Consider the following 16,451-nt stretch of genomic DNA (forward strand, 5'->3'; position numbering starts at 1 on the left):
CGGCAATCCGGCAAGGCTGTGGCAGTGAATCCGGCAAGGCTGCGGTCACCAATCCGGCAAGGTTGCGGCTGAGTGAGTGTCTTGTTGCGGCGCCACTGCGAAGCGAAGTTTCTATGTAAGCCTTGGCGTAGCCAAGCGCTCGCGTACTCATGCGCGAATACTCATCTCTCGTACCGCGAAACGAACTCGCAAATGCAACCATCGCGAAGCGACACCGGTTCCCGAAACTCTGTCTAGCCTCCAAACTCATACATACATAGTGAAAATTCGTGACCGGATAGATTCATCCTGAACTGGAACTTCAGGTCAATAGATAATAATCACTGTTCAAAAATCAATAGACTGAGCGTATCCGTATTATCCTAGGTGAGTACACACTACATCTTCACAAGGATTTTCATGTCTCATCTGATGGTCTCTCCGGGTCAGATTCCGGGTCAGGATCTTTCACGTGCGTTGGAACGTGCCACTCTCCGTCTGTCCTCTGCGGGTATTTCTTCTGCGCGTGTGGATGCTGAGCTGCTGGCTGCGTTCCTTCTGGATGTTGACGCTAATGGTCGTCAGCATACGGAGTATGGTTATAGCATTGTGACTCGCTCGGATGTTCAGCGTGAGGCGATGTTGGGTAAGCGTTTAACCCCGCGTCAGGTGGAGCGTTTTGAGCAGCTGGTTGAGCGCCGCGCGCAGCGTGTGCCTTTGCAGCATATTACGGGTATTGCGCCTTTTCATCGGATTGAGGTGAAGGTTGGCCCGGGTGTGTTTGTGCCGCGCCCTGAGACGGAGCTGCTGGTTGAGGCCGCACTGGAGGATTTGTCGAGTTATCCGGAGGATTATCGTCCTCGTGTGGTTGATTTGTGTACTGGTTCGGGTGCGATTGCTGCGGCTATTAAGACTGCTTTTCCGCGTGCTCAGGTGCAGGCTGTTGAGCTTTCTCCGGCGGCGGCTGCCTGGGCGCGTAAGAATTTGGAGCCGCGTGGTGTGTATGTAACTCAGGCGGATGCTCGCGATGTGTTTGCGGATGCTCCGGGTTATTTTGATGTGGTGGTGTCGAATCCGCCGTATATTCCTGCCGGTAATGTGCCGCAGGATCCTGAGGTTGCTGAGCATGACCCTCAGATGGCGCTGTATGGCGGTGGCGCTGATGGTATGGAGTTGCCGACGGGGATTATTTCTCATGCTCGGTATTTGCTGAAGCCGGGTGGTTTTTTCGTGATGGAGCATGATGAGTCGCAGGCGGAGGCTGTGGCGGCAGTTATGCGTCGTTATAATTTTGAGCATGTGCGGTTGATTCGTGATTTGGCGGGTCGTCCGCGTCATACGGCGGCGCATAAGCCTCAGGGCTAGCGCGCTGGGTGAAATTTCGCGCGCCGGGGAGGCGACGCGTCTAAAAATATGCGAAAATAGGGCACGTGAACGCTAAGCTTTTCTCTGTACTTGATGATAATGCGCAGCCTGATCCGCAGAAGATGGATCAGGCGGTTGAGGATGCCCGTGAGGTGCTGAATGCGCACGGCACGGTGGTTATCCCTACGGATACCGTGTACGGTATCGCGGCGGATGCTTATTCCCATCAGGGTGTGGCGAAGTTGCTGGCGGATAAGGGCCGCGGTCGTAATATGCCGCCGCCCGTGCTGATTTTTGATGTTGCTGCTTTGGGCGGCATTAGTGACGATGTGCCTCAGGACGTTTTTGAGCTGGGTTATCGTTTCTGGCCGGGCGCGTTGACTTTGATTGTGCACGCGTACCCGTCGATTAGCTGGGATTTGGGTGAGACTCGCGGCACGGTTGCTGTGCGTGTTCCCGATGATGAGTTTGCTCTGAAGCTGCTGACTAAGCACGGCCCGTTGGCTGTGTCTTCGGCGAATAAGACGGGGCAAGATGCTGCTACGTCTGCTCATGAGGCGGCTGCTCAGTTGGGGGATGATGTTGCCCTGATCATTGATGCTGGTGTTCGCCCCAAGCGCCCGGTGATTGAGGTTCCTGCTGCTGATGAGCTGGCGGAGGACTCTGTTATCGAGGAGAGTGCTGAGTCTGCTGAGACTGTTGAGGCTGAAGCGGTGGAGACCGAAGCCGCCAAGACTGAGTCTGTTGATACTGCTGAATCGGTAGAGGCTGCTGAGTCTGAGGAAGAGTTCGTTTTGGCTCCTCAGGTTCCGGAGATTTTTGAGGTTCTGCCTTCGACTATTGTGGATTGCACTTCTGAGCCTTATGTTGTGGTGCGTGAGGGTGCGATTAGCGTTGAGGAGTTGCGCGAGGTTGTGCCGAGCATTGTGACTCGTGCTGAGCTGGATGCGCAGAATGCGGGTCGTTTGGATCCGTGGCAGTTGCCTCCGGAGGAGCCAAAGGCTGAGCCTGCTGTACCGGCTGCACCGGCGTCTTCTGAGCCGGTGGTGACCGGTCAGGAGGATCTGGATGAGGCGTATGAGCAGTGGGATGCTGCTAAGAATGGCGGTGCTGATCCTGCGAGCCGTGCGGCTGCTCCTGCTGCGGGTTCGGTGGCTGAGAGCGTTATGGCTGGTGTCGCGTCGGTTGCTGCCGCTGTGGATCAGGTTCGTACTCGCGGGTACCGTAATAACACTCCGAAGCCTGTGAAGGCTGAGGACGGCGCGATGAAGCCTGTGAGTGTTGCGGCTGCTGCGAAGCTTGTTGGTGGTTCTACCACTTCTGAGGCCGAGTAATCGATTCATAAGGAAACGGTCCGATAGTTTAGCTATCGGACCGTTTTTGTGTATCTGAGTGCTTAGCGACCCATGAGCAATGTATCTGACTCGATGAGCTAAGGCATGGGGCGAGCCCAGGGAAGTTCCGTTTCCGACGTTGCTTGCACGAGCTTCTTACCTGATCGTCATAGGCTCTTCCCAAGCCCGTGTTGACATGCTGTGAGCGTAGATAGTGTTTATTGAGTCATGTATTGCATGACTCAATAAACACTTTGAGCGCTCACAGCCCGTCATAATGTGTCGCAATCAGGCATAGGCTGCGGTTCGTTTCCGAGGAAAGCACAGCTTGGGTGCAATGACCGCAGCCTAGCCGGATTGCTTGATAGAACCATCCCACGCGGGGTACGGGTGTGTCTCGCTCAGGAAAAAAGGGGAGAAGTCCCCGCAAAACGCTACCGCCCCGAAAGCGGGAAGAAAAGCACCGTGAGACGCGTACGGGAGGTGACCACCCGAAAACCCCATTCGCAGCCCCGCAGGGACTGACGCACACCCACTAAGCCGAGGCATGCAGGAAACGAGGCGTACGCGCGCAGTTTTGCGCACTCCGCAGCGGCGCCGAAAGCATCTCGGGAACGCAAGCATAGAGGCGAGAGTGGAGGTCCGCGACTCGCGAGTTATGACAAACCCCGCGCACCCTATACATACGAACTATGTATAAGATAGCGCGGGGTTTGGCATTGTTTGAGCTGGAGCGGGCTCTCTACTCTCGCCTCCAAATGCACAAACGTAACCATAGGTAACTAATGCCTTTTCCTCGTACCGCGACCCAGCCTCAGAGAATCTCTGATCTCGCCAGCATCGCCGAAACCACACACGAGAACTTTAACGAGAAAGACGGTACCAGAGCTAAGTCTGACACCGTCTTCTGAATATTTAGACACTCAAACCGAGCATCGATTACTTGAACTTACGTTCCTTCTTACCGAGCGCAGTATGAGCGTTACGCAGTACTTCGCGTACTCGAGGAGTCGGTACGAGTCCGTGTACTCGCGCCCAGGAGTCGTCAACGTTTTGTCCGAACCACATGAGTTCGACTTTTCGTACGGATCCTTGGAATTTGTCGCCGAGTAGTTCGGAGACGGTGTATCCGGTTTTGACGGCTGCGCGGCAGAACCATTCGGGTAGGGAGATGGGCTTGCGGCGGCCTGCGTCGATCATGACGGATGCTACGGTTGCGTCTTCCCAAGGCTGTAGCACGATGGGCGGCAGTTCGTCCTCGTATTGGCCGAGCATGACGACGAATTCTGCGAGGGCGTGGGAGGATGAGACGGGGGTTTTGTGGGTGCCGTCGCCTGCGATGCTGGCGAAGGGGGAGGACGCCATGCGTGCGAAGAGTTCGGTGGTGCGGCGTCCTCGTCCTTGTACGCTGGTGGCGCGGAGGATACAGATTTCGAGGGCGTGGTCTTCGGGTACGTCGACGGGGTTGTGGGAGGGCGCGGCGGGGAAGGGAGAAGCTTCGGAGCCGGGTGCGCGTCCTTGGTCGGCGGTTTCGAGGATGTAGTCTCGGATGTCGAGGAGTGCTTCTTCGCCGAGTGCTTTGGAGAATGAGTAGGCGCTAAAGGGCGCGGTGTATTCGCTGGCGTCGAGGGTGTCTTTGGCTCCTTGGACGGCGGCAGAGGAGAGGTGAATGATTCGCTTGACGCCCGTGCGTTGTGCGGCGATGGCGAGCACTGCGGGTAGGAGTGCGTTGGCGCCGACAAGTGCGTATTGGTCTTGCATATTGGGCGCTGCGAGCCCCGCGGCGTTGACAACGACGTCGGAGCCGGCGATGGCTTCGGCGAGGGTGTCGATGATGCCTTCGAGGCGGCGTGCTTCGGTGATGATGTCTTCGCTGTAGAGGGCGTGGGATCCTAGGCGCGGCGCTTCGATGGGGGTTACGGGGATTCCGAGTGCGCCCAGGCGTGCGGTGATGGCGGAGCCGACGAAGCCGCTGGCGCCGAGTACTTTCCATTGCTGTGCCATTGCGTTGCCTTTCTTCTGGTGTGGGGCACGTTCTTCGTGCCGGGCGGTTTTTCCTGCGGTGGCGGGAATGAGTGACCGCCTATGTCTACTTTCTCATAGTGGGGGCTGTATGGGAAACGTGTGGGTGGGTGTGTGCGTTCTTTGGAAGGTTTTTCGGGGTGTGGTCACAGCTGGCTGCTAGCTGGTGTTCGAATATGACGGTTTGAGCGGTGTTTTTGGGTGTTTGTGAGCTTTCTCTTTTAGCTTTGGTTTATCTCTTGGGTAAAATGGGTATTCTGGACTGTTGTGCGCGCGGTGCGCCGTGGCGTGATGGTTGTTTGTTTGGATATGACCCGAGGAGTGAGTGTGATGGTGGATTCTATGGTGAATACTGTGCGTGCGCCTCGGGAGGATGTCCGTGTGGTTGCTGTTGTGGTGACCTATAACCGTGAGCATTTGCTGCCGGGTACGCTGGCTGGTTTGGCGTCGGGGCGTCGTCGTCCGGATGCTGTGGTGCTGGTGGATAATGCCTCTACTGATGGTACAGCTGCGTTTTTGGCGTCTCTGGATTATGAGTTGCCGCTGGATATTGTGTCGCTATCTGTGAATACGGGTGGCGCGGGTGGTTTCGCGGTGGGTATTGATCGCGCGTTGGAGCGTCATCAGCCGGATCTGGTGTGGGTGATGGATGATGATACTGAGCCGGGTGTTGATACTTTGGCGGAGGCTGTTGATGCGTGGCTTGCTTATGCGCCGGTGCGTGCTCAGCGTCCTGCGGTGGTGGCTTCTGCTGTTCAGTGGAGTGATGGTCGCGATCATCCGATGAATACGATGCGTACTCGTTTTATGGCGGGGCAGGAGCGTATTGAGCGTGCTGCTGCGGTGGGTGCTCGTCCGATTCGTAGTGGTTCTTTTGTGGCGCTGCTGATGGATGCTCAGGTGATTCGTCAGAATGGTGGCTTGCCCTGGGCTGATTTCTTTATTTGGAATGATGATTTTGAGTTTTCTACTCGTCTGATTCATCACCGTGAGGGTATTGCTGTGCCCTCTTCGGTGGCGGCTCATCATACGAAGACTTTTGGTACGACGGATGCTAAGCCGGGTCCGCGTTTTTATAATGATGTGCGTAATAAGCTGTGGGTGTTTACTCGTTGCCGTACTCTGTCTCCTTTGGAGAAAGTTCTTTATGGTGGTTCTTCGGCGCGCCTGTGGTTGAGTACTTTGCTTAAGACTGATGAGAAGGGCGTGTATGTGGGCTATTTGGCACGCGGTGTGCGTGATGCTTTGAGCGCACCTGGCACTAATGAGAGTGTGCTGGAGGGCGTGTATCCTCTGAGTTTCCCTTCGAAGCGTTATAGTGTTCCGGCACCGAGCCTGGATCCGGTTACTTCTACTGATTTTTCGCTGCTAATGAGCGTGTACGCCAAGGATACGCCGGAGTTTGTGCAGCGTGCTCTGGAATCCAATCTCCTGGAGCAGTCTATGCCTCCGAGCGAGTTGGTTCTGGTGTGTGATGGTCCGCTGGGCGCCGAGTTGGAAGAGCTCGTATCTTCCTGGCAGGCTAAAGCTGCTGCCGGCGATTGCCCGCCGATTGTGCGCGTGCAGCTGCCGGTTAATGCCGGTTTGGCGGCGGCTTTGAATGAGGGTTTGGAAGCGTGCTCCTATGAGCTGGTGGCTCGTGCGGATGCGGATGATATTTCTGAGCCGAATCGTTTTGAGCAGCTGATTCCGGTTTTGGTGCGTTCTAATGTTGCTTTGCTGGGTTCTGCTATGACCGAGACGGGTGCTGATGGCGTGTCGGTGGAGCGCGTGCGTGCGGCGATTACGGATCAGGCTGAGTTGCTGCGTGTGCTACCTAAGCGGAATCCGTTCTATCATCCTTCGGTGGCGTTCCGTAAGAGCGCTATTGAGCGTGTGGGTGCTTATGAGTTTGTACCCGGTGCTGAGGACTGGTGGCTGTGGTGCCGCTTGGCGGATGCCGGTTATGCCCTGGCGAATATTGAGCAGCCGCTGGTGCGTTATCGTGTGGGTGCCGGGGCCTATACTCGCCGCGGGGGAGTGGACGCGTGGAAGCAGGATTGGGCTATTCAGCGCCGCTTGTATACCGGTCACACGATTTCTAAGGCGCGGTGGGTGCAGAATATGGCGGTGCGGAGCGTGTATCGTTTTGTTCCGGAGTCTGCTCGTCGTGCAGCTTTTGGTCTTTTGTCTTCTCCTATGTTGTCGTCCGCTCGAAAGGAGTCTTAAATGGCGCAAGTTCGTGTGCCTCATCCTGAGGTGACGGTGACGAATCGTCTCTACGCGCGTAAGTGGTGGTGGCGTTTTGTTCAGATGGGTCTGGACGGCCTGGCGTGGTCTATTGCTCTGGTGATGGCGTTTATGCTGCGCTATAGTGTGGAGCTGACTCGCGGTTCTGTTTTTGATGTGATCGATATGAATTCGCTGTGGTTGTGCTGCGCTGTTGCGGTGCCTCTGCAGTGGATTTTCGGTTTGATTGTGCGCATTTATCGTGGCGTGTACGGCTACGGTGAGTTCCCGGAGATTTTGCGTGCCGGTGGTGCGGCGATTGCTACGGCTGTAGTTCTGCAGCTGGTGGTGATTGCTGCGGCCTCTGGCGGTATGCTGATGCCTCGTTCGGCTCCTGTGATTGCTGTGGCTTTTACGCTGATTTTGATGGCGGGCGCTCGCTTTGCTAAGCGTGTGTTTGTGGAGGCGCGCGGTATTCGTGAGTTGACCGGTGACCCTGTGGTGGTCTACGGTGCTGGTTCTACCGCGCGCACCGTGATTCGTACTATGCTTGAGGATTCTCGTTCCCATGAGCGCCCGATTGCTGTGCTGGACGATAACCCGGCTCTGCACGGTACCAAGGTCATGGGTATCCCGGTGTACGGCAGCATTGATGATATTGATGCTCTGATTCGTGAGCTGCGCCCGAAGAAGATGGTGGTGGCTATTAGTGAGCTGCCTCAGGAGGCTTTTGACGCGGTGAGTGCCCGTATGCGCGAGCATTCTATTGAGGTGGTGCGCATTCAGAGCGTGAATAATAAGCTCATGGGTCGCGATGAGCATCCGACCGATGACCGCGCTCTGCTCAATAGCATTCGTGGCGAGATTAATTATGAGATTAATGAGTCTATGCTGCGCGAATATATTTCGGGTAAGCGTGTGCTGGTGACCGGTGCGGGTGGCTCTATTGGTTCTGAGCTGTGCCGCCAGATTATGAAGTTTGATCCGGCTCTGCTGATGATGCTCGACCGTGATGAGACTCTGCTCATGGAAACCAAGCTCTCTATTACCAATGAGTCCAGCCTGGACGATGAGCGTATTATCCTGGCGGATATTCGCGAGGGCGAGAACCTAAGAAAGATTTTTGCCGAGCGCAAGCCCCAGGTGGTTTTCCACGCGGCGGCTCTGAAGCACGTTTCCGCGCTGGAGGCATTCCCCGAGGAAGCCTATAAGACCAACGCTCTGGGCTCCCTGAATGTTCTCGAGGCTGCCTGCGCGGCGCAGGTTGAGACCTTTGTGAATGTCTCCACCGATAAGGCGGCGGACCCGACTACCGCTCTGGGCCAGTCCAAGCGCGTGGCGGAGCGTCTGACCGCTTGGTACGGTCAGAAGACCGGCCGCACCTATGTGTCGGTGCGTTTTGGTAATGTTTTTGGCTCCCGCGGCTCCATTAAGCCCCTGTTTTTGAAGCAGATGGAGTCCGGTCACGATATTACTCTGACCCACCCGGATGCTAACCGTTACTTTATGCTCATTCCCGATGCCTGCCTGCTGGTCATGCTCGCCGGTGCGATCGGTCGCCCGGGTGAGGTCATGGTGCTGGATATGGGCGAGCCGGTACGTATTTACGATGTTGCAGACGCTATGCGCAATGCCTTTGAGCACTACAATACCGATATTGTTATTACCGGTTTGCGCAAGGGTGAGAAGCTGGGCGAGGTGCTCTTTGGTGGCGCCGAGCAGCATGAGCGCAGCGAGGTTAACCGCTATATTTCGCATTCTTCGGCTCCCGCGCTGGATCCGCAGGAGCTGGATTACGCTCAGTGGCTTGCCCATTATGAGGCGACCCGCGGTTATGAGCGCCACGGCCTGGAGCGTGCTCTGAGCCCCGAAGAGGCGCGCAAGCAGATCGCTCAGGATCTGCCTCAGGAATCTGGCCGCCGCCGCGAGATTAAGGTGCGTAATCTGCACTAGTGCCCGAGCTCTAACCCGCTAGCTTGAGAGGAAAGAGAGACATGTCTGCTCTAGTAATTTGTGCTGTGGCGCTGGCTGCCGGTGCTGTGCTGCCGTTGGCTGTGCGCCCGATTTTGCAGCGTTTCAATATGGTGGATATGCCCAATGAGCGTTCCTCTCATACCACCCCCACCTACCGTGGCATGGGTTTGGCGACCGCCTGCGCGGCGCTGTTGGCTATGCTCGTGGCGCTGCTTGCCGGGTGGATGGTTAATGCTCCCATTGCCTGGACCCTGCTGCTGTCCATTGCTGCCGCCTGCACCCTGGGCTGGTGTGAGGATATTTCCGGCGTGGGTATTAAGGCTCGTGCGGGTGTGCAGTTGCTGATTGGCGCGGTGGCGTGCGTCATTCTGGCGACTATTATTGAGCCGGAGTGGGCTGTTCCCACCTGGATTTTGGTGGCTAGCTGCACGATTTTTGTGGCGGGTTATATCAATGTCGTGAATTTTATGGACGGCATTAACGGTATTTCCGGCTCTCACGGTCTGCTGGTGGGTCTGGCGTACGCCTACACCGGCTACCTGGTGGATCTGCCCTGGCTTTCTCTGACTGGTGCGGCTATTGCCGGCGCTTACGCTGCTTTTATTCCTTGGAATATTCGTCCGGGTAAGAATGTCTTTTTGGGCGATGCGGGCTCTTACACCCTGGGTGCTGCCCTGGGTCTGCTGGCTGTGGCGGGTTTCTTTGCCGGGGTGAACCCGGTGATTATGCTCGCTCCGCTGCTGGTATATCTGACCGATTCGGGTCTGACTCTTGCTCGTCGTGTGCTGGCGGGGGAGCAGTGGTATAAGCCGCATCGTACCCATGTGTATCAGCGTTTGACCGATGTTGGTTTTAGCCATCTGGGTTCTACCTCCCTGGTTGCCGGTGCTACGGTGCTGTGCTGGGTGCTGGGTATGAATGCCGGGGACGCTTTGGATACCGGTCAGTATCTGCTGGCTGCCGTGCTGCTGGTGCTGATTGTGGCTGTTCTGGCTTTGTATTGGCTGAGCCCTGCGCTGCTGACACAGAAGAGTGATGAGGGTCAGCAGGGGGCTGAAGAGCTAAAAACTGAGTCCGCAAAACATAATCTTGCTCATAGTGTCGAAAAGACCCAAATGCCTGCGGACTCGGCGCATGAGGATTTCAATCCCGCTTCGGGTGTGGCTTCTGACGATATCAAAGGCTCAAACGCAGAAAAGAGTGCCGAAAAATCTGTGTTTGATACTCGTTCGGTCAGTGCGACTCACTCGTCTGAAACCACCGCCAAGGAGGGCTAAATGGGATCTGTTTCGACATCTTCTGGCGCTCTATCTCGTCTTAAAGCCCTGCTCTGGTATCCGCCCGCATCCCGCGTTAATTCGCGCCCGGGAGCCTACTCTTCGGGCTTTCCCTGGAAAATTATGTACTACCGACAGAGTGTTGTCGGCGCGCTGGTGCTTCTAGGCGGTATGATAGGAGCACAGCTATCTGACGGGCTGCCCGCTCTGTTGGGCTTTAGCCTGGGATTTCTGATAGCCTATATATGTTTCACCTTGAGCGTGGTGACGGTGGTTGTCGCCGAAAAACTCAAGCTTAGCGTCCCGAAAGCTCTGGTAATCGGGTACGTGGTGAAAATTGTGCTCATGACGGTCGTTCTGATAACGCTGCACCTACCTCAGGAGCTGCGCAGCAATTGGGTTCCCTTCGGGGCGGTGGTTTCTACCGTTCTCTGGCTGGGAATTGAAAGCTGGACCATTATGACCACTCGTTTTCTATACTTTGACTCCGAGGATAGGTCTTCCTAGATACGGAGAACACACACCTAAAGGGAGTTCATGGCGCAATCCGAGAAGAAGTGGTGGCAGGGAGAAGAAGAACTCCGATCCACCGGTCAGCTGGTTGCAGGCGGCGGTCTATCTGGCGCGGTAATGAGCGTGATTTATCTTCTGATTGGTACCGCTTTCTGGGCGGCTGTCGGCTTCGGTCTGGACTGGCTGCTGGGAACCACCTGGTTGGTGTGGGCCGGAGGTCTGCTGGGTGCCAGCGCCGGGGTTTACCTGGTGTATGTGCACATGCGCAGCGGGACCGACTCCTAAACATTTTCTTCTCGGTCGCATAGGCGGCGGGGGAGAAACCCACCTTATTTGAACGCACACTATTTCTACGACAGTTAGCGAAGCTCACGGGCTGACCTAGCGGCAAGAAAGGACTTGCTTTGAACGCAAACGGGTCTGTTTTGGCAGAAGGCGCATACGTACCGCCGACCCCGGCTGATATGCACCTGCCCGATATCTTCACCCTGGGTGAGTTTGGCTTCGGCAAGCAGATGCTGCTGGTGCTGCTCTCCGTGGTGATTGTGTCCTGGTTCTTCCTCGGCGCTATTCGCAAGCGCGCGATGGTTCCCAGCCGTACCCAGTTCATCGCAGAATCTGGCTACATGTTCGCCCGCAACTCGCTGGGCAAGGAACTGCTGGGTGTGCAGCACTTCAAGCCTTTCGTTCCGATTCTGTTCACCTCCTTCTTCTTTATCCTGGTGAACAACCTCTACGGTTCGATCCCCCTGATTCAGCTGCCGACCTTCTCTCACGCCGGTAGCGCATACGCCCTGGCGGGCATTGCATACCTGACCTGGGTTGGCGTTGGCATTAAGCGCCACGGTCTGGGTAAGTTCTTCAAGGATCTGACCATGCCCTCGGGCGTTCCCGGCTGGATCTACCCGATTCTGGTTCCGATCGAGTTCTTCTCGAACCTCTTCATCCGCCCCGTGACCCACGCACTGCGTTTGTTTGCAACTATGTTCGGTGGTCACATGGCAATTATGGTGGCAGCTAGCCTGACCGAGTACCTGATCGTTCAGATGGGCGGCATTGGCTACCTGGTGGCTGTTGGTTCGGGCGCTCTGGGTCTGTTCCTCTTCTTCCTGGAGCTGATGATTCAGTGCATCCAGGCGTACGTCTTCGCACTGCTCTTCGCAGTGTACCTGCAGGGTTCCCTCTCTGAAGGTCACTAAGACTAGATATAGGTTTTCGCGGGGCGGGTGACCGCTCTGGCGAATTAAGCACCCCGTTCATAACGGGTGAGTAACACACATTGAACTCTGTGCCCTTCCTGCTAGGGAAGATACGCACACTGTTGAAAGGAAACACAATGGAAATTTCCGGTTCGCTTACCGCAATTGGCTACGGTCTGTCTGCAATCGGCGGCGGCATTGGCGTGGGCCTGATCTTCGCTGCGTACATGACCAGCGTTGCTCGCCAGCCCGAGTCCCAGAAGACCCTGCAGCCGATGCTGTTCATGGGCTTCGCACTGGTTGAGGCACTGGCAGTGCTGGGTCTGGTTCTGACCTTCATCAAGTAAAGAACCAGTAATCGTAGACCAACCCATAGAACAGGATTCCATCCATGACTTTTCTGGCTAATGACGGGGGCTCGCACGCAGCGTCTAACCCCCTGATTCCCAATGTTTGGGAAATTGGCATCACTGCCGTCGGATTCCTGCTCCTCCTCTTCATCGTCACTAAGTATGTGGTCCCGGCCTTCGAGAAGACCTACCAGGACCGCAAGGAAGCCATTGAAGGCGGCCTCGCTAAGGCTGAAAAGGCCCAGGCAGAGGCAGCAGCGGCTCGCGATGAGTACACCCAGCAGCTCGAAAGCGCTCGTCTGGAAGCTCAGAAGATCCGCGAAGATGCACGCGCAGAGGGCGAAGCTATTATTGCTGAGTCCAAGGCACGCGCAACCGCCGAGGCTACTCGTATCACCGAGACTGCACAGAAGACCATTGAGGCTGAGCGCACCGCTGCCGCTATCTCGCTTCACCGCGAGGTTGGCAGCCTGGCTACCACTCTGGCTGGCAAGATCGTGGGCGAGGCTCTGACCGATGATGAGCGATCCTCCCGCGTGGTTGATCGTTTCCTTGCTGACCTTGAAGCCGAGAAGCAGAACGCAGGTGCAACTCGGTAATGGCAGGAGTATCTACTGAATCACTGAGCAAGGTCTCGGATGCAGTGCTGGCACACGCCTCTCTGAATCCGCTGGCCCTGGCAGAAGAGCTTTTCGCCGTGGTCGATGTGCTCGACCGTGACGGCGGTCTGCGTCGCGCTCTCACCGACGCCTCTCGCGAAGATTCGGCACGCACCGGTATCGCGCAGGCAGTCTTCGGCGGAAAGATTTCCTCCGCCGCACAGGCTGTTCTGAACACCGCGGTATCCCTGCGCTGGTCCGCTGAACGCGATTTGGCCGATGCGCTGGAAAATGGTGGCGTGCTCGCCGCTATTTCTTCCGCACAGGCACGTGGCGGTTTCGAAGCGCTGGAGCAGGTCAGCAACGAACTTCTCGCATTTGTTCGTAATGTTGACGGCGCGCCCGCAGCTCAGGAAGCACTCGCTCAGGAAGCGGCAAGCAAAGAAGCACAGAAGAAGCTCGCTATTGCGTTGGCTGGCCCCGCCACCACCGCAGAAGGCACGCTTCTGCTTGAACGTATCGCTAGTACCTCCCGCGGCATGCACGCGGCTCGTCTGGCGGAACAGTTCGTTGAAATCATCGTCAAGCGACAGAACCGTTATATTGCAAAGGTCACCAGCGCATTCGCACTGGCACCGGCGCAGGTGGAACGTCTGGCGAAGGCTCTGACGGCAGTCTACAACCGCGAACTCAAGCTCGACCTGACGGTCGATCCCGCGGTTCTGGGCGGTCTGCGCGTTCAGATTGGCGACGAGGTGATTGACGGTACCGTCAGCACCCGCCTTGAGAACCTGGAGCGTGAACTCGCCTAACGCGGGTTCTTCGCAGCGGTGATTTAGAAGATACCTCGTGCCGGTCCTGCCTCGAAGAGAGTGACAGGCAGGCACCGGGCGAATAGCAAGTTTTAGGTTGGGTACTCACCCGAGTACTCGGGTGAGACCCGACCGTCAATTAGGAGAGCAGGGACACAAGATGGCCGATTTGACCATCAATGCCGAGGATGTCCGTAAGGCGCTGGATGAATTTGCAGCATCTTACCAGCCCGGCAATGCAGAACGTGTTGAGGTGGGCCGCGTTGTAGCAGCCTCCGATGGTATCGCTCGCGTCGAGGGTCTGCCCTCGGTTATGGCGAACGAGCTGCTTCGTTTCGAAGACGGCACCCTCGGCCTCGCACAGAACCTCGATACCCGCGAAATCGGTGTCATCATCCTGGGTGACTTCACCGGTATTGAAGAGGGTCAGCCCGTACACCGCACCGGTGAAGTGCTGTCCGTTCCCGTGGGTGACGCATACCTGGGCCGCGTGGTTGACCCCCTGGGCAACCCCATTGACGACCTGGGCCCCATCGAAGCTGAAGGCCGCCGCGCCCTGGAGCTGCAGGCTCCCGGCGTGACCCAGCGTAAGTCGGTGCACGAGCCGCTGCAGACCGGTCTGAAGGCAATCGACGCAATGATTCCGATCGGTCGCGGTCAGCGCCAGCTGATCATTGGTGACCGTCAGACCGGTAAGACCGCAATTGCTGTGGACACCATCCTGAACCAGAAGGCTAACTGGGAGTCCGGCGACCCCACCAAGCAGGTTCGATGCATCTACGTGGCTGTCGGTCAGAAGGCATCCACCATTGCAGCAGTTCGCTCCACCCTGGAAGCTAAGGGCGCCCTGGAATACACCACCATCGTGGCATCCCCGGCATCCGATGCAGCGGGCTTCAAGTACCTGGCACCCTACACCGGTTCGGCTATTGGCCAGCACTGGATGTACGGTGGCAAGCACGTGCTGATCGTCTTTGACGACCTGTCCAAGCAGGCAGAAGCATACCGTGCAGTGTCCCTGCTTCTGCGCCGCCCGCCGGGACGTGAAGCATACCCCGGTGACGTTTTCTACCTGCACTCTCGCCTGCTGGAGCGTTGTGCAAAGCTCTCCGATGAGCTCGGTGCCGGTTCCATGACCGGTTTCCCGATCATCGAGACCAAGGCGAATGACGTCTCCGCGTTCATTCCCACCAACGTTATCTCCATTACCGACGGCCAGATCTTCCTGCAGTCCGACCTGTTCAACGCTAACCAGCGCCCCGCAGTGGACGTGGGTATCTCCGTTTCCCGCGTGGGTGGTGCCGCACAGACCAAGGCAATGAAGAAGGTCTCCGGTACCCTCAAGCTTGAACTGGCACAGTACCGCGCAATGGAAGCCTTCGCAATGTTTGCATCCGATCTGGATGACGCATCCAAGGCTCAGCTGACCCGCGGTGCTCGCCTGACCGAGCTGCTGCGCCAGCCGCAGTACACCCCCTACGCTGTTGAAGAGCAGGTTGTTTCCATTTGGGCAGGTACCAACGGTCACCTGGACGATCTGGAAGTTTCCGATGTTCTGCGTTTCGAGGCAGAGTTCATTGACTACCTGCGCCGTAACACCTCGGTACTGAGCAACATTGCTTCTAGCGGCAAGCTGGAAGACGACACCCTGGCTGCTCTCAAGAGCGGTGTGGCTGAGTTCAAGAAGAGCTTCCGCTCCTCCGGTACCAGCCACCTGGTAGATGCAGGTCACGAAGAGTTCAAGGCAGCTAGCAATAGCGACGTCACTCAGGAAACCATCGGTTAGCGATTATTCCTAAAGCTTGTACCCCGTCGCGTTGATCACGCGGCGGGGGAGAGCTGACGGAGAAAGGAAGCTCTATGGGAGCCCAGATTAGGGTTTACCGACAGAAAATTGCTTCGACGTCGTCCATGAAGAAGATCTTCAAGGCGATGGAGATGATCGCGACCTCCCGCATCAACAAGGCACGCCGTAGCGCGCAGACCGCAAGCCCCTACGCTAACGCTCTGACCCGAGCAGTGACCGCAGTGGCAACCCAGCGCAATGTGGAGCACCCGCTCATCCACCGTCCCGGCACCTTCGGCACTCACGAGCACAAGCGCTCGGCAGTGCTGGTGCTCACCAGTGACCGTGGCCTGGCAGGCTCCTACTCCTCCTCGATTCTGAAGAAGACCGAGGAGCTCATTGAGAAGCTGCGTGAGGAAGGCCGCGAGGTCAGCCTCTACCTGGTGGGCCGCAAGGCAAAGTCTTACTTCGATTTCCGCGAACGCGCCTACGAGCAGGCATGGGAAGGCAACACCGACAACCCGCGTGTTGACACTGCCTCGGAGATTCGCGATGTGCTGCTGGAGGCCTACACCACGTCCTTCGAGGACGGCGGTGTGGACGACCTGCACATTGTCTACACCGAGTTCGTCTCCATGGTCACTCAGGAAGCAAAGATTCTGCGCCTGCTGCCCATTCACGTGGGTGAAGCTACTAAGCTCGGCGAAGAAATCGTGCCCGGTGAACAGCTGCAGGAATCTGACTACACTCAGGAAGCAGCATTCACCTTCGAGCCCTCCGCACAGGAAGTGCTCGACGAGCTGCTGCCGCGCTATATCGCATCGCGAATCTACGCCTGCCTGCTGGAAGCAGCAGCCAGCGAACTCGCTTCGCGTCAGCGCGCTATGAAGACCGCAGGTGATAACGCCGAGTCGCTCATCAAGAAGTACACTCTCTTGATGAACAACGCACGTCAGGCAGAGATCACGCAGGAGCTCTCCGAGATCGTGGGTGGCGCTGCCGCCCTCGGCTCCTAAGCTCCTGAAAGCCATAA

General features: G+C 57.0%; 14 protein-coding genes. 13 read left to right on the forward strand and 1 reads right to left on the reverse strand.

Annotated features, from left to right (window positions below):
* Positions 1–399 precede the first annotated feature (399 nt).
* Positions 400–1,344: a peptide chain release factor N(5)-glutamine methyltransferase gene (gene prmC / locus Q4P78_RS06125; RefSeq protein ID WP_303339479.1), complete on the forward strand. Its 945-nt coding sequence runs from the start codon at positions 400–402 to the stop codon at positions 1,342–1,344.
* 65 nt (positions 1,345–1,409) lie between these two features.
* Positions 1,410–2,678, forward strand: a complete 1,269-nt coding sequence (locus tag Q4P78_RS06130; RefSeq protein WP_368660898.1) for an L-threonylcarbamoyladenylate synthase — start codon at positions 1,410–1,412, stop codon at positions 2,676–2,678.
* A 939-nt stretch (positions 2,679–3,617) separates the two neighbouring features.
* Here the strand turns inward: Q4P78_RS06130 and Q4P78_RS06135 are convergent.
* The gene (locus tag Q4P78_RS06135; protein ID WP_303339480.1) at positions 3,618–4,682 is read right to left on the reverse strand and encodes an NAD(P)-dependent oxidoreductase; all 1,065 of its coding nucleotides are present in this window, start codon (positions 4,680–4,682) and stop codon (positions 3,618–3,620) included.
* Positions 4,683–5,030: 348 nt separating this feature from the next.
* Here Q4P78_RS06135 and Q4P78_RS06140 point away from each other — a divergent pair, with 348 nt between their 5' ends.
* The 11 genes from Q4P78_RS06140 to Q4P78_RS06190 all read left to right on the forward strand — a co-directional run bounded on the left by Q4P78_RS06140 (position 5,031) and on the right by Q4P78_RS06190 (position 16,434).
* Complete coding sequence (locus Q4P78_RS06140; RefSeq protein ID WP_303339596.1) at positions 5,031–6,908, forward strand: glycosyltransferase; 1,878 nt, start codon at positions 5,031–5,033, stop codon at positions 6,906–6,908.
* Positions 6,909–8,861 carry a polysaccharide biosynthesis protein gene (locus Q4P78_RS06145; RefSeq protein ID WP_303339481.1) on the forward strand — a complete coding sequence of 651 codons (1,953 nt, stop codon included), beginning with the start codon at positions 6,909–6,911 and terminating at the stop codon, positions 8,859–8,861.
* 41 nt (positions 8,862–8,902) lie between these two features.
* Positions 8,903–10,159 (forward strand): glycosyltransferase family 4 protein, encoded by a 1,257-nt coding sequence (locus tag Q4P78_RS06150; protein WP_303339482.1) that lies wholly within the window; start codon positions 8,903–8,905, stop codon positions 10,157–10,159.
* A complete protein-coding gene (locus Q4P78_RS06155; protein WP_303339483.1) occupies positions 10,160–10,666 on the forward strand; it encodes a hypothetical protein in 507 nt (168 codons plus the stop codon).
* Positions 10,667–10,696: 30 nt separating this feature from the next.
* Positions 10,697–10,957 carry a hypothetical protein gene (locus Q4P78_RS06160; RefSeq protein ID WP_303339484.1) on the forward strand — a complete coding sequence of 87 codons (261 nt, stop codon included), beginning with the start codon at positions 10,697–10,699 and terminating at the stop codon, positions 10,955–10,957.
* Positions 10,958–11,076: 119 nt separating this feature from the next.
* The gene (gene atpB, locus Q4P78_RS06165; RefSeq protein WP_303339485.1) at positions 11,077–11,871 is read left to right on the forward strand and encodes a F0F1 ATP synthase subunit A; all 795 of its coding nucleotides are present in this window, start codon (positions 11,077–11,079) and stop codon (positions 11,869–11,871) included.
* 137 nt (positions 11,872–12,008) lie between these two features.
* Positions 12,009–12,218 (forward strand): ATP synthase F0 subunit C, encoded by a 210-nt coding sequence (gene atpE / locus Q4P78_RS06170; protein ID WP_303339486.1) that lies wholly within the window; start codon positions 12,009–12,011, stop codon positions 12,216–12,218.
* 44 nt (positions 12,219–12,262) lie between these two features.
* Positions 12,263–12,820, forward strand: a complete 558-nt coding sequence (locus Q4P78_RS06175) for a F0F1 ATP synthase subunit B (RefSeq protein ID WP_303339487.1) — start codon at positions 12,263–12,265, stop codon at positions 12,818–12,820.
* Complete coding sequence (locus Q4P78_RS06180) at positions 12,820–13,632, forward strand: F0F1 ATP synthase subunit delta (protein ID WP_303339488.1); 813 nt, start codon at positions 12,820–12,822, stop codon at positions 13,630–13,632. The genes Q4P78_RS06175 and Q4P78_RS06180 overlap by 1 nt, the downstream gene beginning before the upstream one ends.
* 160 nt (positions 13,633–13,792) lie before the next feature.
* On the forward strand, positions 13,793–15,418 hold the full coding sequence (gene atpA, locus Q4P78_RS06185) for a F0F1 ATP synthase subunit alpha (protein WP_303339489.1): 1,626 nt from the start codon (positions 13,793–13,795) through the stop codon (positions 15,416–15,418).
* 74 nt (positions 15,419–15,492) lie between these two features.
* Positions 15,493–16,434, forward strand: coding sequence for a F0F1 ATP synthase subunit gamma (locus Q4P78_RS06190; protein WP_303339490.1), 942 nt, complete (start codon positions 15,493–15,495; stop codon positions 16,432–16,434).
* Positions 16,435–16,451: the final 17 nt, after the last annotated feature.

This window comes from Rothia sp. (in: high G+C Gram-positive bacteria) (genome assembly GCF_030540545.1).
Lineage (GTDB): Bacteria > Actinomycetota > Actinomycetes > Actinomycetales > Micrococcaceae > Rothia.